At 38.8% G+C, this 24,257-nt stretch carries 19 protein-coding genes; 11 read left to right on the plus strand and 8 right to left on the minus strand.

The window, feature by feature from the left end:
* The first annotated feature begins 2 nt into the window (after positions 1–2).
* From ACZ5QH_RS18525 to hemJ, 6 genes are all read left to right on the plus strand, one after another.
* Complete coding sequence (locus tag ACZ5QH_RS18525; RefSeq protein WP_303577947.1) at positions 3–2,630, plus strand: DUF5682 family protein; 2,628 nt, start codon at positions 3–5, stop codon at positions 2,628–2,630.
* Positions 2,627–3,811: a VWA domain-containing protein gene (locus ACZ5QH_RS18530; RefSeq protein ID WP_303577946.1), complete on the plus strand. Its 1,185-nt coding sequence runs from the start codon at positions 2,627–2,629 to the stop codon at positions 3,809–3,811. Before ACZ5QH_RS18525 ends, ACZ5QH_RS18530 begins: the two co-directional genes overlap by 4 nt.
* Complete coding sequence (locus ACZ5QH_RS18535; protein ID WP_303577945.1) at positions 3,808–5,961, plus strand: hypothetical protein; 2,154 nt, start codon at positions 3,808–3,810, stop codon at positions 5,959–5,961. The genes ACZ5QH_RS18530 and ACZ5QH_RS18535 overlap by 4 nt, the downstream gene beginning before the upstream one ends.
* Before the next feature lie 129 nt (positions 5,962–6,090).
* Positions 6,091–9,933, plus strand: coding sequence for a DUF4132 domain-containing protein (locus tag ACZ5QH_RS18540; protein ID WP_303577944.1), 3,843 nt, complete (start codon positions 6,091–6,093; stop codon positions 9,931–9,933).
* Positions 9,934–10,381: 448 nt separating this feature from the next.
* A complete protein-coding gene (locus tag ACZ5QH_RS18545) occupies positions 10,382–11,614 on the plus strand; it encodes a beta-ketoacyl synthase N-terminal-like domain-containing protein (protein ID WP_004723663.1) in 1,233 nt (410 codons plus the stop codon).
* Positions 11,615–11,695: 81 nt separating this feature from the next.
* Complete coding sequence (hemJ, locus tag ACZ5QH_RS18550) at positions 11,696–12,148, plus strand: protoporphyrinogen oxidase HemJ (RefSeq protein ID WP_004723664.1); 453 nt, start codon at positions 11,696–11,698, stop codon at positions 12,146–12,148.
* A 411-nt stretch (positions 12,149–12,559) separates the two neighbouring features.
* On the opposite strand, the gene ACZ5QH_RS18555 is transcribed toward hemJ, so the two are convergent.
* The 5 genes from ACZ5QH_RS18555 to ACZ5QH_RS18575 all read right to left on the minus strand — a co-directional run bounded on the left by ACZ5QH_RS18555 (position 12,560) and on the right by ACZ5QH_RS18575 (position 18,388).
* On the minus strand, positions 12,560–13,669 hold the full coding sequence (locus tag ACZ5QH_RS18555) for an acyltransferase family protein (RefSeq protein ID WP_303577943.1): 1,110 nt from the start codon (positions 13,667–13,669) through the stop codon (positions 12,560–12,562).
* A gap of 252 nt (positions 13,670–13,921) precedes the next feature.
* Entirely contained in the window at positions 13,922–15,352 is a 1,431-nt protein-coding gene (locus tag ACZ5QH_RS18560; protein WP_004723666.1) for an amino acid permease, read from the minus strand.
* A 185-nt stretch (positions 15,353–15,537) separates the two neighbouring features.
* Positions 15,538–15,909: a RidA family protein gene (locus ACZ5QH_RS18565; RefSeq protein ID WP_004723667.1), complete on the minus strand. Its 372-nt coding sequence runs from the start codon at positions 15,907–15,909 to the stop codon at positions 15,538–15,540.
* A gap of 10 nt (positions 15,910–15,919) precedes the next feature.
* Complete coding sequence (gene alr, locus ACZ5QH_RS18570; protein WP_303577942.1) at positions 15,920–17,044, minus strand: alanine racemase; 1,125 nt, start codon at positions 17,042–17,044, stop codon at positions 15,920–15,922.
* 84 nt (positions 17,045–17,128) lie between these two features.
* Positions 17,129–18,388 (minus strand): D-amino acid dehydrogenase, encoded by a 1,260-nt coding sequence (locus ACZ5QH_RS18575; RefSeq protein ID WP_004723669.1) that lies wholly within the window; start codon positions 18,386–18,388, stop codon positions 17,129–17,131.
* Between the two features lie 139 nt (positions 18,389–18,527).
* Here ACZ5QH_RS18575 and ACZ5QH_RS18580 point away from each other — a divergent pair, with 139 nt between their 5' ends.
* Positions 18,528–18,992, plus strand: coding sequence for an Lrp/AsnC ligand binding domain-containing protein (locus tag ACZ5QH_RS18580; protein WP_004723670.1), 465 nt, complete (start codon positions 18,528–18,530; stop codon positions 18,990–18,992).
* Positions 18,993–19,320: 328 nt separating this feature from the next.
* Here the strand turns inward: ACZ5QH_RS18580 and ACZ5QH_RS18585 are convergent, their stop codons facing one another.
* A complete protein-coding gene (locus ACZ5QH_RS18585) occupies positions 19,321–19,968 on the minus strand; it encodes an HAD-IA family hydrolase (protein ID WP_245349903.1) in 648 nt (215 codons plus the stop codon).
* A gap of 102 nt (positions 19,969–20,070) precedes the next feature.
* On the opposite strand from ACZ5QH_RS18585, the gene ACZ5QH_RS18590 reads away from it, so the two are divergent.
* The 4 genes from ACZ5QH_RS18590 to ACZ5QH_RS18605 all read left to right on the plus strand — a co-directional run bounded on the left by ACZ5QH_RS18590 (position 20,071) and on the right by ACZ5QH_RS18605 (position 23,168).
* The gene (locus ACZ5QH_RS18590) at positions 20,071–20,838 is read left to right on the plus strand and encodes a hydroxymethylpyrimidine/phosphomethylpyrimidine kinase (RefSeq protein ID WP_004723672.1); all 768 of its coding nucleotides are present in this window, start codon (positions 20,071–20,073) and stop codon (positions 20,836–20,838) included.
* Between the two features lie 104 nt (positions 20,839–20,942).
* Positions 20,943–21,491, plus strand: a complete 549-nt coding sequence (locus ACZ5QH_RS18595) for an XAC2610-related protein (protein WP_303577941.1) — start codon at positions 20,943–20,945, stop codon at positions 21,489–21,491.
* 170 nt (positions 21,492–21,661) lie between these two features.
* Positions 21,662–22,468, plus strand: a complete 807-nt coding sequence (locus ACZ5QH_RS18600; RefSeq protein ID WP_004817587.1) for a helix-turn-helix transcriptional regulator — start codon at positions 21,662–21,664, stop codon at positions 22,466–22,468.
* A 79-nt stretch (positions 22,469–22,547) separates the two neighbouring features.
* The gene (locus ACZ5QH_RS18605; RefSeq protein ID WP_303577940.1) at positions 22,548–23,168 is read left to right on the plus strand and encodes a LysE family translocator; all 621 of its coding nucleotides are present in this window, start codon (positions 22,548–22,550) and stop codon (positions 23,166–23,168) included.
* A gap of 194 nt (positions 23,169–23,362) precedes the next feature.
* On the opposite strand, the gene ACZ5QH_RS18610 is transcribed toward ACZ5QH_RS18605, so the two are convergent.
* Together ACZ5QH_RS18610 and ACZ5QH_RS18615 are read right to left on the minus strand one after the other, a co-directional pair.
* Positions 23,363–23,842, minus strand: a complete 480-nt coding sequence (locus ACZ5QH_RS18610; protein WP_004817592.1) for a methylated-DNA--[protein]-cysteine S-methyltransferase — start codon at positions 23,840–23,842, stop codon at positions 23,363–23,365.
* A 36-nt stretch (positions 23,843–23,878) separates the two neighbouring features.
* Entirely contained in the window at positions 23,879–24,196 is a 318-nt protein-coding gene (locus tag ACZ5QH_RS18615) for a DMT family transporter (RefSeq protein ID WP_034617609.1), read from the minus strand.
* Positions 24,197–24,257 lie beyond the last annotated feature (61 nt).

Genomic DNA, 24,257 nt, shown 5'->3' on the forward strand with positions numbered 1-24,257 from the left:
TCATGCAGCTGTTGGATCGAAATATAGAGAGAGGTGAAATGCCTAAACGCTTAAAACAGGCATTTCAACTGAAACAGCAAATGGCAGAGCAAAACGTTTTTTTTGCGCCAATCCGCCATCATAGTCCTGCTTGTGCATACGCATTAAAACAATATATCGATGAACTGAAGCCCACACACATTTTAATCGAAGCACCAACAAGTTTTGAATTCTTAATTGAAAGCTTACAGAACCAAGCCACACAGCCTCCTGTGGCCATATTTGCACAAGCACAACGCTCTTCAAATAAAACCTCACCAAAAAAAGGCGCTGCAAATAAAGAGAGTGCTGGCGAAGAACATGAAAGTGATGACGAGGTTCAACCAGAAATCTTTTCTGCCTACTTCCCTTTTTGTGAATACTCACCTGAATGGGTCGCCATCCAACAGGCAAAACTCATTCAAGCAGACGTTAAATTTATTGACTTGGATTGGGCAAAACAAAGTGCCTTAAAAACGCAACAGTCCGATTTGGACTGGCAACAAAAAAGTTTGCTGTCTGAACGTTATTTTGCGCATAGCCAATATATCCAAAAACTTGCTGAAAGCATGCATTGCCGAAATCACGATGAGCTTTGGGATCATTTATTCGAGCTGCAAAATGTTGAACAACTGCAACATGCTCAAACTTTTTTTGATGATGTTTTTGCTTGGTGTTCATTGGCACGTCTGGATTATGAGCGTGAGGTACTCTTACAAGATGCTTCATTACATCGTGAAGATGTGATGTGGAATTGCATCCAAAACAGCATTGATCCCAAGCATAAAATTTTGGTGATCACAGGTGGCTTTCATAGTCTTGCCTTAATTGAAAATCTAGCAGCCCCACAGCAAGCAGAACGTTTTATTGTCCAAGATCAAAAGCAAAACTGGCAAGAGCAAGCTTGGCTGATTCGCTATAGTTTCGATCGTTTAGATGCTTTAAATGGCTATGCTTCAGGTATGCCCTCACCTGCATATTATCAACAACATTGGCAAAATTTAAAATCTGCAAACAACCCAACGGTTGAACAGACGCAACTGCAATTTTTTCAATATTTAAATGAGTTATGCCATTTTTTAAACCAAGAAAATGCACTGGATGTAACGCCTTATATCGCACTAAAAAATACCGCTGAACTTGCTTGGCAATTGGCTTGCCTTCGAGGGCATTATCAACCGAGCCGTTATGACCTCCTCGATGCCTTACAATCCGCCTTAATCAAAGGGGAAATGGATGATGGACAACAGCATTTATTTACCCTGATTTTTCAATTTTTAAGTGGACAACAACTTGGTAAGGTTGCTCAAAATCAGCACAGCCCTGCATTATTACAAAATACCTATCAACAGATTAAAGCCTATCGTTTTAATTTAAATGACACCATTTTACGCAATCGAAAACTCGATATTTATCGTAAACCTTTACATCAGGACATTAGCCAATATTTGCATTTACTGGAATTTATCGGCTGTAATTTTGCTCAACGTATTTCAGGTCCAGATTTTGTACAAGGTGCCAGTCTGGATTTGCTGTTTGAGGAATGGCGTTATGCATGGACACCCAGTGTCGAAGCGCGTTTGATTGAACTGGCAGAAATGGGCAATCAACTCGAACAAATTGCACTACTTAAAATTATTAAACTACAGCAAGAAAATGAAGCAAAAGGTGTCGGGCAATCTGCCTTTGAAACTGCCAAATTGCTGGCTTTGGCGTGTCGCTTAGGATTAAAGCAACATTTAGAATTGCTCAGTCAACAACTCGATACTTTTTTAGAAAGCGATCAAAACCTTGCCTCGGTGATTGGTGCAGCACAGCAATTGTATTATTTGTGGCATGGTCACAAGCTGTTAAATTTACCCGAAAATATCGTGATACAAAGTTTAAGTTTTGCCGTCTATCAGGCCTGTTTTTTACTTGATCAAATTTACGATACCCATGAAGAAAAAATTGAACAAAATCTTAGCAACTTAAAAACCTTGCATGAACTGATTTTAAATATCAAGCAACGAAATCTTTCACTACAGCATGCAGTCGTAAATGCACAAGATGTAGATTTACTGGAACTGATGTATAGCCAAATTGATCTGGCAAAAATTGATGAGTTTCATCTTAGTTCACTCAAAGGTGCGCTGCATACTTTACAGTTTTTAGATCATAAAATTGAGCAAAATCAGCTTCAACAACAATTACAACTGGCTTTTGCAGTGGGAAGTGATCCTGAAGATGCTGTGCAATACCTACATGGCATGTTTTTTATTGCGCCTGAAATCTTTGTGCAATCCAAGGTTGCAATTGATGCACTTCACCAATTGGTCAGTCATTGGACGGAAGACACCTTTATTCGGATTTTACCTGATTTACGCTATATCTTTAGTCAGCTTACCCCAAAGCAAAGCACTAAAGTATCGAAAATTATCGCAAAAACCACAGGACTTGGAGAGGATGTCATTCTCGATCAGGTGCTTAGTCATATAGGGGAACAGGATGTATTCCAAGGCATACAACTTAACCAGCAACTGCAAAAAATATTTGAATATGATCACTTAGATCGCTGGGCAAGCAATCGCTCAAAGCAACTCAACCCAGAACAACAAGGAGTGAATAAATGAGTCAATTACCTCCTGAACCAAATCTTGATGAAAACTCAGATACCCCCGCTTCTCTTGATGCAATGGATCAAGCACGCCGTTGGCGCTTGATGCTCGGTCGCTATGCCGACCAGAATTTATCAGCAGCGGCATTGTCAGGCGATCAACTGAAACTTGAGCGCAACCTCGATTATCTCTACCAAAATGAATATAAGCGTCGTGGCATCCAACAAGGGAAAAATCGCCATGGCGGTTTGGAAGCCTCGCAACTTAACGCGATTAACTGGCTCAACCAAAGTCGAAAACTGTTCCCAAAATCGACCTTTGAACGTATGCAAAAACAAGCCATAGAACGCTATGAGTTAACTGAGTTATTTAAAAACCCAGAGCATGTAAGACAACTTGAACCCAACCCTGCAGTGGCTAAAGCTTTGCTGAGTATGCGTGGTCGTTTAAGCAATGAAATGAAAGATACGATTCGAGAATTAATTCAAAAAGTCGTGGAAGAACTCTTACAAAAAATCCGTACACAATTTTTAAAAGCACTACAAGGTCGTCGTAATCGTTTTAAGCGTTCACATCTTAAACAGGCACAAAACTTTGATTGGAAACGGACTATTCAAGCCAATCTCAAGAATTATCAGCCTGATTTACAAAAACTGATTATCCAAACCCCTTATTTTAATGCCCGTGTACAGAAACATTTGCCATGGGAAATTGTACTGTGTGTCGACCAAAGTGGCTCGATGATGGATTCGATCATGTATGCAGCCGTGTGTGCCAGTATTTTGGCAGCCCTCCCTGCGGTCAATATTAGTCTGGTCCTGTTTGACACCCAAATTGTTGATTTAAGCCATTTGGCACATGACCCAGTTGAAGTCTTACTGACCATTCAACTCGGTGGCGGAACCAATATTGGTCAAGCTTTGCAATACTGTCAAAAGAAGATTAAACAACCCAATCGCAGTATTTTAGTCTTGATCAGTGACTTCGAAGAAGGTGCATCCGTTCAACAAATGCTCAACACCACCAGTCAACTCAATCAACAAGGCTGCAAATTACTTGGGCTTGCGGCGCTGGATCAAGCAGCCAATCCTGTTTATGACATCAATATGGCACAAAAACTCCAAGAACGCGGTATGCAAATCGCAGCAATGACCCCTGAACATTTAGCGACCTGGTTTGCAGAGGTGATGCAATGAGTTGGCATATTTATACCCAATACGATGAAGACAGCCTAACCATGCACAGTAATGCTGGTCTTCTACGTCGTGCCCGTAAATCCTTAGATGCTGTTGAACTACTACAACAAGAGCACGATCAACTGGTATTTAAAGTCGAAGAATGTAAAGTTAAACTGCCCCTTGAGGGCATCACCAAAGCACTGTGTAATTGTTCAGCACAAGGCTGTTGTAAACATATTCTCAGCAGTATTTTATGGGTTCAGGAACATGAAACACTACTGGCTACCGCAAATAGCCCAAGTGAAAATAGCCCTAACAATAATCTAGAAAATGCAGTACCACTAACTCAACAGGAAACATCTCAACACGGTAAAATATCTGAGCAAGCAACAACATCAACCCTTGAAACTGTTTTAGAATTTGATCCAAGCAAAATCCAAAAACAAGCAGGCAAAGTCAATATTCGTTTGGCCTATGAATTTGTACAAAATTGGTTGCTTCAACCTGAATCCTGTCAAATTGATATTCAAGAACATAAAATCACTTTTCAAACCGATTTAAGTCCCAATCCAGTTGTTCTCTACCCCGCAACAGGGTTTGAAGGCATGTTGTCAGAAATTGCAGACAAACAAAAATTTGCTGGGCATTTGGCATGTATTGCTTATTTAGTTCTGAAAAATGCCCCTGAAAAATGGCAATGGTCAATTGATACAACAGCGCAACAACACCATCCTACTCAGCAAGTTTCACCTGAAGATCAGGTATTGATCCAAGAACTTAAAATCATTTGTCAAAACTTTGTTCAACAAGGTTTATCACATCTGGCAAAAGAAATGGTCATGTCACTGCATATTTTAAATATGCAAGCACGCGCACAAAACTTACCACGTTTAGGGAGCTTATTACGTGCCTTACATGGCTCAATGAAGCAGTTTTTAGAAGCAGATGTACAGGTTGATGAGCAGCAGATTTTTAATCAATTGGCACATTTATATGCCTATTTGGCTGCACTGTCAGAAATCGAGCATTTAAATCCAGATGTTCAAGCCGAAGCATTGCGACAACTTCGTGGTGCTGTACAACGCGACTATCAACAAGAAAGCATAGCGCATCTGATCCCTCTTGGTTGTGAATGGTGGAATACAGAGAGTGGTGCACATGGTCTAACGGTATGCTTCTGGGATGTAAAAGAGCAACAACTCAAAGAAGTGACTCAGGCACGTGCCAATCATTTAGACCGGACCTTTGATATGCACAGTGCAGCCAATACTGGGATTTGGGGAAGTTCTCTCAGCTTTTTACTCCAACATCAACTTGAACTAACCCATGCAAAATCCAGTTCAGATACACAACTCAGTGCCAGCACAGATACTCGTTTTTTACCAAAAGGCTTGTTCAATGCACTCAGCCAATCTGACTTAGAACAGATGAATATTGGCATTTCAACATGGCAATCTTTACAGGAAATGCTTGTTCCGCATTCAAGCCTAGAACAGCTTAAATCTCGTTATGTACTGCTTCGCCATAAAAGTATCACAGCGCCTGAACTCAACGAACTAGAGCAATATTTTGAATACCCTATTACTGACGATGAAAATAGAGCACTCAAGCTGGTCATTCCGATAGAACCAGAATACCGTGCACGAATTAAACATCTCACCCAACTGATTCATAATGAAAAAATTATCGCAACATTGGTGCGTATCGAAGCAACACAGCAACAGATTCAATTCATTCCATGTAGTGTGTTTTTAACAACGCCAAAAGGTTTAAAAATATTCAGTCTGGATTATGATCATCCTGTACAGAAGAAAAGTAGCTTGGTTGAGCTGATTACTGGTCGAATTGAAAAATTGCTCGAACAAAAAAAGCAATGGAAACATCAGCAACATTTATCTGCATTAGACCTTTTGATCTTGGAATCACAAGCCTTGTTTGAATTCTATGCAAATACAGGTCGTTCAAAACTGGATATGGATGATCTGGTTAAACTGGATGATTTTGCTGAGAAGTTTGCAGATTTGGGTTTAAGCTTTATTCAAAACTCACTCAAATCAGATTCCACACAGCACAATTTAGCCAGTCAGCTTTTAAAATGGCGACATGTTTTATTACAACTACAACGCCTAAATCATAGAATCGCTTTAGAAGGACAAGTTACGTCGTGATAAATTAAGCTTGCTATTTAAATTGATGATATTTTTCTATAATTTTAGTGGACTACCAAGCACAGTATTAAAGCCTAAAGTATTAGCGCCTATAGAAAAGCAACAGCGAGTTGCTCAAAAGGAATACAGATGTTAAATAAACTTTTTTCAAAAATTGAGTCGATGTTTTTAAAGCCTGAGGATAAGGCAGTGAAAACGCAACAAGCAAACTCAACCGCTGATCATGACCACATTCAAAAACATAATGAAGATTTAAAAAATAAAGTTGAAAAGCTCTACCATATTTTCCAGCCTTTGGCCGTCATTGAAGACCAACTAGATCAAAATGTGGTTTTGTTTATTTTGGATGGAGAAAATCCAGAAATATTACTTAAATTACAGCAATATCCGCATGAAAAAGCACTGCTTTTACTGGGAAAGCCAGGTACCTATAGCTGGTATTGGCCTCAAAACAATCAATCACTGGATAAAAAAGAAAATAAGCTTGCTGAAGCAGCACTAAAACTACGCCGACGTTATTATGGTGAGATCTTTGAAGAATTAGAATTTGAACAAATCATTCGTTTTGCCAAAGTGCTTGAAGCGGCAACACAACAGAAAAATTTTACCAATATTTATGAAAAAGTGCCCGCTTGGTTTATTTATCTCACGGTAGATACATTTATTACCGCTTTTGACAGCCAGCATTTTAGCGAAGCAGATCCGAATAAGTTGTTAAAGCAAAATTGGACCCAACAGAAACTATTTGATTTGCTTGAAAGTGATCAACAGGGCTTAGGCGATGAACTACTGCCTTATTTATTTGAACGCCAAAATATCGACAGTTATCATTCTAGTAAATTAGATAAAATATTATTACTCAAGGACACCCAAGACTTCATTTCAGCCCGATTAGATCAACTCAGAACACTTATTCCAACACTGAGCATCATTGGACAAGAAAACTTTTTAGACTATATCGCCAAACAAACGGCATTGATCAAACAAATCCCCGACTTGATTGTAAAACTTTCTGTAGGTAAATCTAAAACCATCCGTACTAAAGCCACCAGTTTATTGACGAATTTAAATCCAGAAGATAGCCAAAAATATTTAAATCAAAATCTATTGGAAGGTTCAAGCCAGGAACGTGGCTTTTCTGCAGATCTATTAGCACGTTTAGGTGCTGACAATCTGACTGTACTAGAACAAGCTTTAGAACAGGAAAAACAAAAATCTGTACAACAAATCTTACAAATGGCGATTCAGCGCTTAAGATCTGTTGATACTGCTCAATTACAGCAAGATTTTGAAGCACCAACTTTTCAACCGTTTGTTGAACAAAAAATTCCAGCAAGCTTTACCGAAGTTATTTTAGAAAATTATCAAGAAATTTTGGCTAAAGCTGAACAGAATGCTGCCGATGAAATTGAAGAGAATAAAACAGCAAGTTATAAAAGAACTTGGGCTCAAGATCATTTAAAGCAGCTTAAAAAAATTAATCATCAAACTTTAACGTCGATTGTTGACCAACTGAACGGTGATGCATCTTTTAAAAATGTCCACCAAGTTGAAAATATTATTACCCATAAAAATAAATATAAAAAATATCCTGAATTTTCCATTAATCATGCCATGAGAATCATTGCGATACGCAATCGAAATTGGATTTATTGGCCTAATTTATTTGAAATGCTTAAACCTGAAGAATATGCCAATTATGAACTTCGCCATATCGTTCAGGCCTTAGCTGCGGCTAAATTTAATGATCCAAAACGTAGAGTGGCTCAAGGGATTCTAGCGGGATCATCCTATTATCAAAGTTTACAAGATCATATTTATGAAAAAGATAAAATTTGGCCATTTTTTGCGGAAAATCAAGAATATTTAACTGAAGCGTTGGGGCTTTCTCCATCTTTAGAAAAAAATGAATATCAAAGCTTTAACCCATCCGATGCCATCTTTGTACTTAAATGTTTCCCATCCTTACCAGTACAGTTTATTCCGCGCTTACTCGAATTTGCATTGGGTGAAAATAAGCGTTTGCGTTATGAAGCGCAAGAAACCTTACAGCACCTTCCTGACATTCATCAACGTGCCATCGAAGCCTTAGATTCGGGTAAACAAGACATCCGAATCACAGCAATTGAATGGCTGGCACGTCTACAAAATCAGGATGCAGTAAAACCGCTGAATGCTTTACTAAAAAAAGAGAAGAAAGAAATCGTTCGAGCTGCTCTTCTAACAGCATTAGAAAAGCTTGGACAGGATATTAGTGCTTATCTCAAACCAGAAGTGCTGCTAAAAGAAGCAGAAGACGGTTTAAAAGGCAAACTTTCAAGCAGTTTTACATGGTTTGATTTTGACACATTGCCAAAAGTGAAATGGCAGAATGGTAAAGAGGTTGACCCTAGAATTGTCAAATGGTGGGTGATATTGGCTGAAAAACTAAAAGAGCCTAGAGCCAATGCCTTATTACAACGCTATAGTGACTTACTCGATCAAAAAGATCAGGTACAACTTGCCAATCATTTATTACACAGTTTTATTCATCAAGATACCTTACAAACACCATTGGATGAAGCAACGCAATATGCAACCACAGAAGCACCTGGCCGTCTGAGTTCTTATCGGGATTCATACAAACGTTATGGTGAAAAATACCCTGAATATTATGCCAAATATGGCACCATCACCTTAGAAGAAGTGATTGAAGAGATTAAACGCGAACGTTTAGGACTTTATCTGGGTTCCGCGATCAAAAGTAAAGGTATGCTTTCACTGACTGCCAATGCACAAGGAAGTTTTGCAGTAAAACAATTGCAGAATTATATGAAGCAACACTACCCTCGTCGCTCACAAATTGAAGCCATGATTAGTGCATTATCGATCAGTAATGACCCATTAATCATCCAACTGTTGCTTTCACTTTCACGTCGTTACCGTACTGCTTCAGTGCAAACACTTGCAAACACATTGGTTGCTGAGATTGCTGAACGCAATCAATGGACAAGTGATGAGCTGGCTGACCGTACTATTCCTACAGCAGGTTTAGATGAAAATGGAGTGTTACAGCTACAATATGGCTCACGTAACTTTAGTGCCATTGTCGATGATAAAGACAAATTCATTCTTAAAAATGAAGAAGGTAAAGAGGTTAAAGCGCTACCCGCGGCCCGCCAAAATGATGATGAAAGCCTGATCAAAGAAGCCAAAGCACTATTTAGCACCAGTAAAAAAGAGTTTAAACAAGTCGTGGATATGCAAACAGGTCGTTTGTATGAGGCGATGTGTAGCGAACGTCAGTGGAATGTTGCTGAGTGGCAAGAGTATATCTTTGCCCATCCAATCATGAGACGCTTAATCCAAAAACTGATTTGGCTTGAAATCAAAACCAATGGTGAAAAAATCAGTTTTAGACCAAGTGATGATGGTGCATTACTGAATTTAGATGATGATGAAATCGAACTCAGTGCAGACAGTAAAATTCAAATTTCTCATGCGGTTTTGGTTGGTGAAAAGGAAGCCAAAGATTGGATTGCACACTTTAAAGACTACAAAGTGAAATTCTTATTTGAACAGATGACCCATCACCTACCGAAGCTTGAAGATGATAATGTCACTGAAATTAAGGATCATAATGGCTGGCTTACAGACACCTTTACCCTCCGTGGTGTAGTGACCAAATTAGGCTACCAACGTGCCAGTATCGAAGATGGTGGTTCATTTGACCGCTATACCAAGCCGTATAAACAGTTGGGTATTGATGTAGAAATTACATTTAGCGGAAGTTATGTACCAGAGGAAAATATTCCAGCTGTACTTTATGAACTCACCTTTAGCAAGAAAGCCAGCCGCTCTTGGAATAACAATGAACTTCCACTTAAACAGATTCCACCAATTTTATTGGCTGAGAGTTATGCAGATTATTTAAAAGTTGCTGCATCTACATCAGGTTTTGATCCAGAGTGGGAAAAGAAAACGCCTTGGTAATTCATAAAGACAAAGAAATTTTGTTTAGGCTTGCAATAGGCTATAACAGTTGTATTGCAACCGATATGATTGGTCTTGATGGTCATCATATCGGTTATATGGATAATTCAACTCAGCAGGTAAAGAGAAGTCTTGTTCTACAATAGGGATAAAACACCATGCTCATCTCAGCAATTTAAAATTTATTTCAAAAATTAGTGCTTCAAACCATCTCAGGTAAGCCCTGCTTATGGATGGTTTTGCCTAATTGATGTAAATATCCATCATGAATTCATATTATTATAAAAATAATAAATATATTTATTTTCAGTTATTTAATTAACTTTTAAGCATACAATATATTGTTTTAAATGATGCACAAGAATCAATATCTTTCGCCATTGAACTAAAAAAGTAAACGCGTTTAAATGTAAACATTCATTCTGTATTCTAAAATAAAGGACTTTGCATGAACCGTCGTGTTGTCATCACTGGTATGGGCATTAACTCATGTATCGGTAATACATTGGAAGCTGTTAAGCACTCTTTGGAAAATGGTATTTCAGGGACACGTCATAATTCAACTTACGAAGAACTTAATTTTAAAAGTCATGTCAGTGCCGCTGCTGAACAAGATTTTGATGGTATTGACCGTAAACTCAAGCGCTTCATGGGCGTATGTGCAATGTATGCCTACAATTCTGCGCTTGCAGCCGTTGAACATGCAGGCTTAACGCCAGAACAATTGGGCGGTAATCCTCGTTACGGTATTGCAGGGGGTTCAGGTGGTAACTCAACTGCGTCTGTTACAGAGATGGTTAAACTTTTAGAAGAAAAAGGTGCGCGTAAAATTGGCCCGTTCTTCGTACCACGTAATATGTCAAACACCATTACTGCCAATGTCGGTGTTGCATTTAAATTACAAGGTGTTGCTCATTCAATCACCAGTGCTTGTGCAACTTCAGCTGATGCGATTGGCTATGCTTACAACCTGATTCAATTGGGTAAACAAGATTTAATGTTGGCCGGTGGCGGTGAAGAAGATCACTGGTCACAAAGCTTATTGTTTGATGCAATGGGCGCACTATGTTCTAAATATAATGATGCTCCAGAAACAGCATCACGCCCATACTCAGCAGACCGTGACGGTTTTGTGATTGCGGGTGGTGGTGGTTTCGTTGTACTTGAATCACTTGAACATGCTCAAGCACGCGGTGCAAATATTCTTGCAGAAGTTGTTGCTTATGCTGCAAATTCGGATGGTGCGGATATGGTTGCACCATCGGGTGAAGGTGCGACCCGTTGTATTTTGATGGCTTTAGAAGAAGCTAAACAACATGGCGTAGATAAGGTTGACTATGTCAATACCCATGGTACTTCAACACCTGCTGGTGACGTGACTGAACTTCTTGCGATGGGTCGCGCATTTGGTGAAGGTAATGTTCCACCATTAAGCTCAACCAAGTCTATGACAGGTCACAGTCTGGGTGCTGCTGGTGTTCAAGAAGCCATTTATTCTGTATTGATGATGCAAAATGACTTTATCGCGCCAAATATCAATGTCACTGAACTTGATGAAGGCACAAAAGGTTATGACATCGTACTTGAAAAACGCGATACAAAATTGAATACTGTGATGAGTAACAGTTTCGGTTTTGGCGGTGTCAATGCTTGTCTCATTTTTAAAAAATGGGAAGGCTAAACAAAGAATTGTTGATCATTCAAATTTAAAATAAGTTTGGGTGATCAACATCTCGCACACTGCCCTTAAAAGGGTAAATTGATGGATGCTCCTTCAGAAGCTTTCCTTTGGGTAAAAGCTTTACATATCATTGCAGTCGTGTGTTGGTTTGCAGCACTGTTTTATCTCCCGCGTTTGTTTGTCTACCATGCCATGAGCGATGACAATCTAAGTCATCAGCGTTTCGAGATCATGGAGCGTAAATTATATCGGGGCATTATGTGGCCTTCGATGATCGCAACATTGATCACCGCACATTTTCTCGTAGACTGGGGTGATGCTACACGTCATTACCATGAAGCTTTATGGTTTTATCTAAAAGTCGGTTTAGTTGGTCTTTTAGTAATTTACCACTTTGTTTGTGGCTATTACCGTAAAAAACTGATTGGCAATGCACATTATAAATCGCATAAGTTTTGGCGGTTTTTCAATGAGATGCCAACCCTGATTTTATTTGCAGTGGTGATTTTAGTGGTCGTTAAACCGACATTTTAACTTGTAGATAGAAACCTCCTAAATGGAGGTTTTTTATTGATTGTATGTAATTTACAGGCCCACCTAAATAATTTTTTAATAAATTCAACAACATGAAACTATAAAAACTTAATCAACAATATCATTCATAACACTTAATACATGCCTTTATAGAGGCTTCACTGCCACATCTTAGATACAAGGTTTAAGCTGGCAATGCCCCACTTTTCGTAGGGGATGACAAACCTTGCGCTGCGGCGACATCCATGTCGCCATACGATAATTACTCCATACACGATTCAATAATGTAAAAAGTAGTTGTTATTACCTTAAACAATGCACAATCACGCTATTGCACTCAACATCAAGTCCAATTGGATCCGTTCCCAAATAACCATTTACTTGTGCAAACTCAATAAGTATAGGATTTGTTCAATGGCGCTTAATTAGCCAATTTCTAATTTTTGCATTCATCGGTGTTGAGTAATACTTTTCAATGGCCCAACTCAATACAAAAACAGCAATAAAATAAATTGGTAATAGCATTAATTTTTCAACAGCTAAGGTTTCTTTGGGAAAATAAAAAACTTTAAATAAACCCAAGATAATCAAATGAAACAAGTACATTTCATAACTATGTTGTCCAATCCACGCTACACCTTTTGACAATATAGAGCGAGATTCAGTATATGGGTTCTGAGCAAAACAGAAGATCAACATTGCTGACAATATGGCAAAAATGCTGATTCCCCACGTACTAACCTCTTTGATTGGTGCATATAAATAAACAGCGGCCATCAACAAAACAATGATTGGAACCACGATTTTTGAAACCTGTATTTTTTGTCCCATCCGCTGAGTCATTAAAGCAGTTAAGCAACCCATCGCAATTCCGTCAAAACTTGAGAAGTAATGATAAAGATAAGCCCCGCTTTCCTCAGCAAAATGCAATGAACGGAAATAAGGTGCATAAATGATGATTGCCAATAAAAATATAATAAAGCCTTTACCACGGCCTAATACAACACACAAAATCGGAAATACTAAATAAAAGACTTCCTCAACAGATAAGGACCACAGCACACCAAGTGCATAATTCACCCAGCCATTTTCAATGATCAGAATATTCATCCAAAAGGTAAAAGCAGAAAATACAGTTAAGCCATAAGAAACTTCAATACCGTTTGGCGCTTGGTTGATAAAGGGTTTTAACCCCATTGCACCCAGTGCCGTCACCAGCGCCACCAGTAGGACCAAACAAGGCATAATTCGGGCAATACGGCGGATATAGAAATCTTTGAGCATAATCTGCGCGAGTGTGCCACTTCTTTGTAAAGTATGTTGGGTGATTAAAAAACCTGAAATCACAAAAAATAGGGTCACACCATAATTACCATTGCGGGCAATTAAGGTACTTAAGCTTTCGCCAAAGATTTGTATACCGAGAAATGTGTCATGCAGTTTATAAGGAATATTAAAATGGTGGAGAAGTACCAATAAAATTGAAATTCCACGTAAGAGATCGATCTTGTTATTGCGCATATATGCAGTTGTTTAGCGTAAATGATGCTATTAAACGTGCTTTTTATTTTTATTTCAGTAATTTATTTTGAATAATTTGTTAAATTTCACATTGAACCTATGCAATCAATCACGGATAAAACCAAAAAGTTGAGCATTTTATATTTAATCTAAGCGTTTAATTTTTAAATTTAATTTATATCAAAATCTTTCATATCATAGTTATTCAGGAGATGATCTAACACCATCTCCTGATCAATTGAATATTCAACATTAAAGCTGCTGATTACGCTTTTTCATACGCGGTTTATACATCATTTGATAGGTCACCGCTAAAATAATCACCCACAATGGGCTGATGATTAAAGCTTTTAAAGTATCAGGCTCAAGGCTTAAAATCACCAAAGTAAAGGCAAGGAAGATCAAAACAAGATAAGACATCCATACACCACCCGGCATTTTAAAGTTTGATTTCTCATGCAATTCTGGGCGTAATTTACGGTAGCGTATATAACACACCATAATAATACTCCAGATACTAATGAATAAAATCACACATAAAGAACTGGCTAAGGTAAATGCTTCAACGGTATTTGGAACAAAATATTGTAGTGCTGCACCTGCCATAATAAAGCCACAAGAGAACAATAAACCTTTTGCAGGAACGGCGCGTTTAGACAGTTCAGCCAACTTAGTCGGTGCTTGCCCTTCTTTGGCCAATCCAAACAACATACGACTGGTCGAAAATACACCACTGTTCATCGATGACATTACCGAGGATAAAACCACCAAGTTCATAATCACAGCAGCTGCACCAATACCAGCATGTAGAAACAATGTGACAAATGGACTTTGATCCGCAGGTATTTCATTCCAAGGGGTTACCGACATCACGATAAAGAGAGCCAATACATAGAACAAAATAATACGGGTCGGAATCGCATTGACCGCTTTAGGTAAGTTCTTTTCAGGATCTTTGGTTTCTGCCGCCATAGTACCGATCAGCTCGACACCGACAAAAGCAAACAAGGCAATTTGGAAACCTGCTAAAAAGCCACTTGCGCCTTTCGGGAACATGCCACCATGCGACCAGACATTGCTAAAGCTTGCAACTGAACCTGTTGGTGCTTGGAAATGGCTCAACACCATATAGCCACCAATAAGAATCAATCCGACAATGGCTAAAATTTTGATCAAAGCAAACCAAAACTCAATTTCACCAAACAACTTTACCGTGAGGAGATTAATCCCCAATACCAAGAGTACGCATCCAGCACTAATTAAGGCTTGTCCCATGGGGGTAAAGGCGGTTCCGTCAGGAAGCCAAAAATTGAGATAATTGATAATTGCAGCCAAATCCGCAATACCCACTAAGATCCAACCGAGCCAGTATGACCAGCCAATATAATAGCCAGCACCCGGTCCAATTAAGTCATGTGCCATATCAATAAAGGATTTATAGTGCAGATTTGAAAGTAAAATTTCACCCAATGCGCGCATCAGGAAAAAGAACATTGCACCAATGATCATATAAATGATCAGAATTGAAGGGCCTGCAAGGGAAATGGTTTTCCCTGAACCCATAAATAAGCCTGTACCAATTGCACCACCAATCGCAATTAATTGTAGGTGACGATTGGATAATTTCCGTTGTAGCTCATTTGGCGACGATGGTACGTCATCTGAATGGCTTGAAGTTGTCATAAAAATATCCTTTTTGACAATTTTTTGGAGGTAAAACCCGCTTGTGGCATAAGAACATTCCCGTTCTATTGTTCTACCTAACGCGAACTGGGCCACATGGTTTACATGTGACCAGCTTTAATTCGGGGCAAATACTGCTTTAATTATTGACAATAATCAATTCTACTTTATGACAAGAGATTAATTTATGCCTGCGCCGCAATAACTGCGATCTCAATCAACCAATCTGGATTAACCAAATCCGCTTGAATTGTTGCACGAGATGGTGCAACACAGCCTTCTAACCAATCAATCCAAATGGTGTTAAAAGTTGCAAAATCATCTAAATTTTTGATGTAGACATGAGCAGACAATAAACGTGATTTATCAGTATTTGCCTCAAGCAATAACTGGTCAATTGTTGCCAAGATTTCTTGAGTTTGACCAATAATATCCTGTTGGGTATTTTTAGGAACTTGGCCTGACAAATAAACCACTTTATTGAAAATGGTGACTGCACTCATTACTTGATTGCTGTTGAGTTTTTGAATGTCTGCGTGTTGAACGTTGTTTGACATGTTGATGTCCTTATTTTGAAATTTTAAAATTGACCCGTGCAGTTACACCACACATGAGCTCATAACCTACGGTTCCAGAACTTGCTGCAACTTCATCAATCGGCAGTACAGTTCCATTTGACGACTGTCCCCAAAGTACCACTTCGCTTCCAACTCGAGCATCAGGGATATGGGTTAAATCAACCGCTAACATGTCCATGCTGACACGGCCAATAGTTTGGGTTCGTACAGAGTTAACCAATACGGGTGCATCCGTCGAAATACGTTGGTAACCATCTGCATAACCACATGCCACGATTCCGATTTTCATGGCTTGGGTTGCCGTGAATTTAGATCCATACCCTACTGTTTCACTTGGCTGTAAATCTTGAATTGCAATAATTTCACTGCGTAAACTCATGCTTGGTTTAAGATTCCAATCTTGAATTGAATGTGTTGGATAGTCTGGAGAACTGCCATACAGCATAATCCCGCTACGAATATAATCTGAACGTAAATCTTGTGAATGTCGGAGAATGGCCGCACTATTTGAAACTGAGCGTTCACCGTCTAAATCTTGAATGGTTTGTTCAAAAATAGCCTGCTGGTATGCAATCCCAGATTGCCCCAAACGCTCACCATCTGCATCTGAAAAATGCATCATATGTGTGATAGATTTCGCCACATCGAATTGCTTTAATCTTTGCCACATTGCCCGATACGCATCAGGTTTAAAACCAAGGCGATTCATTCCTGTATTCATTTTTAAAAATACATCGAATTGCGTCTGTGCTGGATTGTCTTTGAGAGATTGGCTTTGAAATTGTTCTAGCCAATTCACTTGATCTTCATTATGCAGGCTAAAACTTAATTGATACTTTTCACAATCCAATAAATCATCTGCTGAAAAAATGCCTTCTAAGAGCAGAATTGGACCAGTCCATCCCGATGTTCTTAGGCGTTTTGCTTCATCGATATCCAACAAAGCAAAACCATCTGCGGATTTGAATGCATCATAGACACGTTCAATACCGTGTCCATAAGCATTGGCCTTGACCACGGTAAAAACTTTACTTTGTGGCATAAATTGACGGGCGACATTCAGGTTATGCAGCAAAGCATCCTGATGAATGACGGCAGTAATTGGTCTAGGCATTTTATTCATCCCTGAATATGGATTGGCGTTGTAAATTATTTATCGCTAAACAATTTATTTATCACTGTTTTAATAAAGTGGTACTTAAGCAGCGTGTGGATAACGCTGAATAGATAAACCTTCGGTACTAATATCGGTTTGATGATTAAGTACCAAATCACTAATCAATTTTCCTGAACCACATGCCATCGTCCAGCCTAAAGTGCCATGTCCAGTATTGAGGAATAAGTTTTTAAAACGTGTTGCGCCAATAATTGGTGTGCTGTCTGGGGTCATTGGGCGAAGACCGGTCCAAAATGATGCTTGTGCCAAATCACCACCCGGGAATAAATCTTGGGTCACCATTTCCAATGTGCCACGGCGATCCGCATTTAAACCATGATTAAAACCGCTTAATTCTGCCATTCCACCAACACGAATACGTTGATCAAAACGAGTAATTGCGATTTTATAGGTTTCATCCAAAACTGTAGATTGTGGTGCAAATGTTGGATCAACAATTGGAATAGTTAAAGAATAACCCTTCACTGGGTAAACTGGTAAATTCAATTCCAGCGGCTTTAAGAAATCACGTGAATAGCTACCAAAAGCCAAGACATAGCGATCAGCAGTTAACACTTCACCATTAACCACTACACCTTTGATTTCATCACCTTCAACCACCAATCTTTCAACATTTTGGTTGAATTTAAACTCGACACCTAAACCTTTGGCTAAATTGGCTAAAGCATTGGTAAATAAATAGCAGTCGCCCGTTTCATCATTTGGAAGATGTAAACCACCGACCAATTTATCTTTGGCATGTTCAAGTGCTGGTTCTACTTTAGCAAGATCATCTTTAAGCAATAACTCATGTGGAACACCACATTCTTTAAGTACAGCAATATCACGCTGAACCATTTCTAATTGAGCTTCATTACGGAAAACTTGCAATGTGCCTTTTGAACGGTTTTCGTATTCAATGCCAGTATCTTTACGTAATTCTCTTAAACAGTCACGACTATATTCTGCAACACGGGTCATACGTTCTTTGTTGATCGCATAACTTTCTGAGTTACAGTTTTTAAGCATTTGCGCCATCCACTGTAACTGCCACATACTGCCATCGATATTAATCGCGAGTGGTGCATGATGTTGAAACATCCACTTAACCGCTTTAAACGGAATACCGGGTGCAGCCCACGGTGTCGAATATCCTGGAGAAATTTGACCTGCATTACCAAAGCTGGTTTCTTCAGCTGGACCTGCTTGACGGTCTAAAACTGTAACTTGTGCTCCTTGCTGCGCGAGGTAATATGCACTTGCTACGCCAATCACACCACTACCTAATACTATTACACGCATTTCTTATCCTTTATGCATTTACTAGTTTATTTCACTAGTATATTTTTGGTTCAATAGTTTATTTCACTATTTTTAATGCTAAAATTTAGGTGTTTTAATTTTTTGTCGTGAAAAATGATTAAAAAAAAGGGAATAATTGATGCGTAAATTAGACCGTATAGATCGAATGATTTTAGATATTCTTCAAAATGAGGGTCGAATTGCCATCAGCGAGTTGGCTTCACGGGTCAGTTTATCGACCACACCTTGTTCTGAACGCGTCAAACGTTTGGAGAGAGATGGCATCATTATGGGCTATCATGCTCGTCTAAACCCGAAACATCTTGATCGCAACTTATTAGTTTTTCTAGAAATTAGCTTATCAGCAAAGTCTGGGGATGTGTTTGAACAAGTGGCTAAGGACTTAATGGAAATACCAGAAGTACAAGAGTGCCATCTTATTTCGGGAGATTTTGATTATTTAGTCAAAGCCCGACTAAAAGAAATGAGCGCTTATCGACGCTTACTTGGTGATTTACTTAAAAAACTTCCGTCTTCAGCCTCTTCACATAGCTATATTGTGATGGAGGAAATTAAGGAATCATTGTATTTGGATGTGCGCTAATTCCATCATTTTACCTTTAGACGGACTGACATGGGATACATTGCAGATTTGAATATCTCTCCACCTTAAAGCCAAGTTTTACTGTAAGTGGATCGTAAATTGAGCTGTGATGGGTTTAAGCGTTTAATGCTTCCACATCATGCGATATCTCTATCCGATTGAGTGAATGACATTAAAAGATTACTGGGGATTTAGTCCCTGTTGAAATATGTGATTACTACTAACGATGTGATTGCGAGTAAAACCCCAACTCAGAGTATGGTTTCTCTATGTTGGGGATGATTAAGGTGAATTGGAATTATCTCAAAAGTCTGAACTAAAAGCAGATTTAGAGCAGGTTTAACAATTCAGAGAACTTTGCAATTCTTGCTTTCGGCGCTGCTTCATCCAATTCTTGTTTTGAGCCATATCCATACTCTACCGCAATGGTTTCAATCGCATTTTTACGTGCACCAAAAATATCATGTTCCCGATCTCCCACCATCAAACACTCTTCAGGATTTAACTTTTCTTTTTCAAGGATATAAGTGATTAACTCGCCTTTATTGGTGCGTTCGCCATTTAACTCACTGCCGTAGGGATAATCAAAATATTTTAATAAATCAAAATGATCTAAGATTTGACGTGCATAAACTTCAGGTTTTGCAGTAGCTAAAAACAGTCGATAACCCTTACTTTTTAAGGCTTCCAAGGTTTGTGCAACATCATCAAAAACATGGTTTTCAAATAGGCCAGTTACAGCAAAGCGTTCACGATAACCCAATAAAGCTTGTTCAGCTAAAATATCATTTGCTTCAACATTGAGTAGCTTTGCCAATGATGCCTTTAACGGTGGACCAATAATCCAGTCGATATTTTCACTGTCAGGAATCGGATGCCCAACCTTTGCAAGTCCATAACGTGCAGATGTCGTAATGCCTACTTTTGGGTCGGTTAATGTGCCGTCGAGATCAATTAAAATATTCTTTATCACCATCCAATCCTTTAAATCTGTGTTTGAAACAATTATCAAATTACTATCGAGTGTTCTCGTAAACTTGCCTATACTAACGTAAATTTGTGAATTAAGGACATCATCGTGCGCCCTACTGTACTTTGTTTTTCAGGTCTAGACCCTTCTGGTGGTGCTGGTATACAGGCTGATATTGAAGCGATTGGTCAAAGTGGCGCACATGCGGCAATTGCTTGTACAGCATTAACCATTCAAAACTCTCAACAAGTTTTTGGTTTTGAAGCCAGCTCCAAAGAACTACTGCTTGCTCAGGCCAATGCTGTTGTCGGTGATTTACCTATTAAAGCCATCAAATCGGGGATGTTAGGGACGACAGATAATATTGCTGCGCTGGCTGAGTTTTTACGTGAACATCCAGATTATCTATATGTACTTGATCCTGTTTTAGTCGCCAATAGTGGTGGCTCACTGGGTAATCAAGAGACCTTAGTTAAAGCCTTTATCGAACTAATTCCACTGGCAACAATCATTACCCCAAATACTGTGGAATTACGTGCCTTAACAGCAGAACAAGACATAGAAAAAGCCACAGCCAAGCTGTTTGAAATGGGCGCACAAGCTGTTCTGGTAAAAGGTGGGCATGAAGATACCCCAGACTATATTCGCAACGCCTTGTATGTGAATGGTGAAATGATCGCTGAATCTAAATGTCCCCGTTTAGAAGGTGAATACCATGGTTCAGGTTGTTCATTGGCAAGCTTTATTGCAGGACGTTTAGCACTAGGAGATCCGCTTAAAATCGCGGTACAACATGCTGAAACATGGTTATTTGGTGTATTAAAAAATGCTGAAACGCCTATTGAAGGTGGGCAAAAAATTCCAAAGCGCTTTTAAATGCTGAACATTGCTCTGCACTTTTGAAAATAGCATCCAAGTTTCACTAAACAGTTGAAACTTGGAAATCCCCTAAAACAATGGGAATGACAACGAGAATAACAATGCATAAAACACTCACGACAATAATCCTATCAAGTTTACTTTTAACCTCATTCGCCGCATTCGCTCAACCACAACAACAAACTGTAAATCGCAATATTAACGATGTAGTGAATGGGCAAAAAACCCATTTTATTTTTAAAGATGGCGACGACGAATCAGGTCAGCTCATCATTCAAACAGCGGCTAAACAGCAAGCATTTGATCTTGCAGAATTACCATTTGAACGAAAACGACAGATTCATTTTCAAGACTATAATTTTGATGGATATACCGATATTGCTGTGTCTACACCTGATATGGGAATGGGGGTTTATTCTATTTTTGATATTTTTCTCTATCGACCTAAAAGTAAAGATTATCAAGTGTTGGACCAAGGAAAAATTGATTTTAGCCATGCACAATGTTCTGGATTGACGGATCTCAAACTGATTCCCCAGAAGCAACAAATGACCAGCTCATGTCGAGGTGGCGCAAGATGGTGGATCGACACTTACCAATTTAAAAATGGGCAATGGAAATGGTTAAAGTCTAAAGCTGCGGATGAGTGATTCATCATCTTTTTATTGAAACGTTTGGCAATAATTGACGCACTCAATATCACAGTTTGGAATAGTAAATGAATTTACCAACTGAATTTAAAGGAGTAAATTGATAACTTGCAATAGCGATTGAGCTTTTTTAATAAGATACCCCATTATAAAAAACGAGAGCATGTCCATTGTCCAATCGAATTCATCAAATTGATCCATTGCGCCCTCCAATTGTTGGTACAGAGGCAATATCCTTATTGACGGAACACTCTTTTCCTCGTCACTCACATGATTACTTTGGCATAGGTATGATTACAAGTGGTGCACAACGCTCATGGAGCTTAATTGGTCAAGTCGAAGCGATATCTGGTGATATTATTATTGTAAATCCTGGTGAAATCCATGATGGTATTCCACTCAATGGCCCCCGTTCTTGGCAAATGATTTATATTCAGCCAGAACTATTAAAGCAAGAGTTAGTTTCCGAAGGGCGTAGTGCTGATGCTATCTTGAATCCTTTGGTCCGCGATGGACTTTTGAATCAGCATTTATTACGGCTATTTAATGAAATGGCCCAGTCTGTTGTTGAAAGTGTTGCACTAGAAGAAATGCTTTTGTTTAGCTTAATGCATGTAAGCCGTTATCACATGCTGTCGAAAAATTATCAACCCACCCTGTCTTTTTCCGTAAAGCGTGCTAAAGAATATCTTGATGATATGGCAGAACATAACGTTACACTAAGTGAGCTCGCTCATTTATGTGACCTTAGCCGTTTTCAGCTATTACGAAGTTTTTCTCATGAATTTGGTATTACACCTCATGCCTACTTACTGCAACGACGAGTGTGCCATGCACGACGTTATCTATTGCAAGGAAAAACCTTGGTTGATGCGGCTTTATTTGCAGGCTTTGCCGATCAAAGCCATATGACAAGAGCTTTTGTACGTCAATTTGGAATTACACCGAGTCGCTATCAAAAAAGTTACTTGTCTTAAAAACTCCTGCAATTTTATTCAAGACGACTGATCTTAGTTTCTATGATAATCAGCCGAAATCCACTTTCGGAATAGACTCATGCAGATTAGTATCGAATTTTTAATGACATCATTTATTGTTGTTATTTCTCCAGGCTCAGGTACGATTTATACCATTGCAACAGGTTTATCACGCGGAACAAAGGCCAGCTTAATTGCTGCAATTGCCTGCACATTTGGAATTATTCCACATATGTTAATTGCAATATTGGGACTTGCTTTTGTGTTTACTGTTAGTAGCAGTGTATTTATGATCTTAAAATTTTTGGGTGTTGCCTATTTGTTATATATGGCTTGGTTAGCACTCCAAGACAAAGGAACATTTCATTTTGAGCAAAAAAATACAGAAGATTCTGCACTTAAAATTATGAATCACGCGATATTTATTAATTTATTTAACCCAAAACTCCCATTGTTTTTTCTCGCCTTTTTACCTCAGTTTATCTCCACTGATACCGCCCACCCCATATGGGATATGTCCGTGTTGAGCTTAATCTTTATGCTGATTACATTGGTGGTTTTTATCATTTATGGTGTTTTCGCGGCAATGATGCGCCAACATGTATTAGATAGACCTATTGTACTTAAATGGCTTAGAGGTATATTTGCTTTAGCTTTTATTGGTTTGAGTATGAAATTATTATTTAGTTCTAAATCATGACAGTTATTATAATTTTTTATTTCCGAATTACAGGAAATGAAGCAAAGTTTGCTCTAAGTTCACAATTAAAGGAATTAAAATTAAAGAATGCTGATCTTTCTATTGATTAAGTTAAAGAGAATTACATGTACCATAACCCAAACTTGGGCTGACTTTTAGCAATCTTGAATTAAAATGATCAACTTAAATTTGAGTTAAATTTTCTCCAACTTTAACAAAACATCCTTATTATCCAACCCACCCGCAAAACCCACTAATTTACCATCAGCCCCGACCACACGATGACATGGCGCAATAATAGAGATCGGATTTTTACCATTCGCTGCGCCCACTGCCCGAACTGCTTTGACATTTCCAATCTGTTCTGCGATCTCTTTATAGCTCCGCGTTTCACCAAATGGAATCGTCAATAAAGCTTGCCAAACTTTCTGCTGAAACTCAGTCCCCGCAAAATCTAGCGGTAAATCAAACTGGGTTCTTTTTCCTTGAAAATATTCATTCAATTGTTTCGCCGTCTCCAACAAAACTGGATGTGTATTGTTCTTAATTAATTCAGCCAAACGAACCCGTTTAGGATTTTCATTTTCCCAAAGTACTGCAACCAAGGCATGATCGTGGGCGACTAATTTTAATATCCCGACTGGGGAGCTCATTTCCATAAATGAAAGTTGCATGTCCTTATTCCCTTTCCAACTCAGCAACAGCTTAACTTAGCTTGAAGATAATTTCATCAAAATAAGACCTGAAATAATCAATACAGCAGCCAACATCCGCATCGCTGAAGCTGCTTCACCTAAAAAGAAAATTCCGACGGCAAAAGAACCAATCGCACCAATCCCTGTCCACACGGTATAAGCTGTTCCAAGTGGTAATGTTTTCATTGCATAAGAAAGTAATGCAAAACTTGCAATCATAAAGATGATGGTCAAGATACTCGGTGTCAGCTTGGTAAACCCATCAGACACCTTCATAAAATATGCCCAAACCACCTCAAGCACACCCGCAACTGCCAATAAAACCCATGCCATTACACATTCACCATTTTCTATTGGGTGTTTCCACTATTGATTACACCATGAACTACACATA

Source organism: Acinetobacter sp. Ac8, from assembly GCF_055392545.1.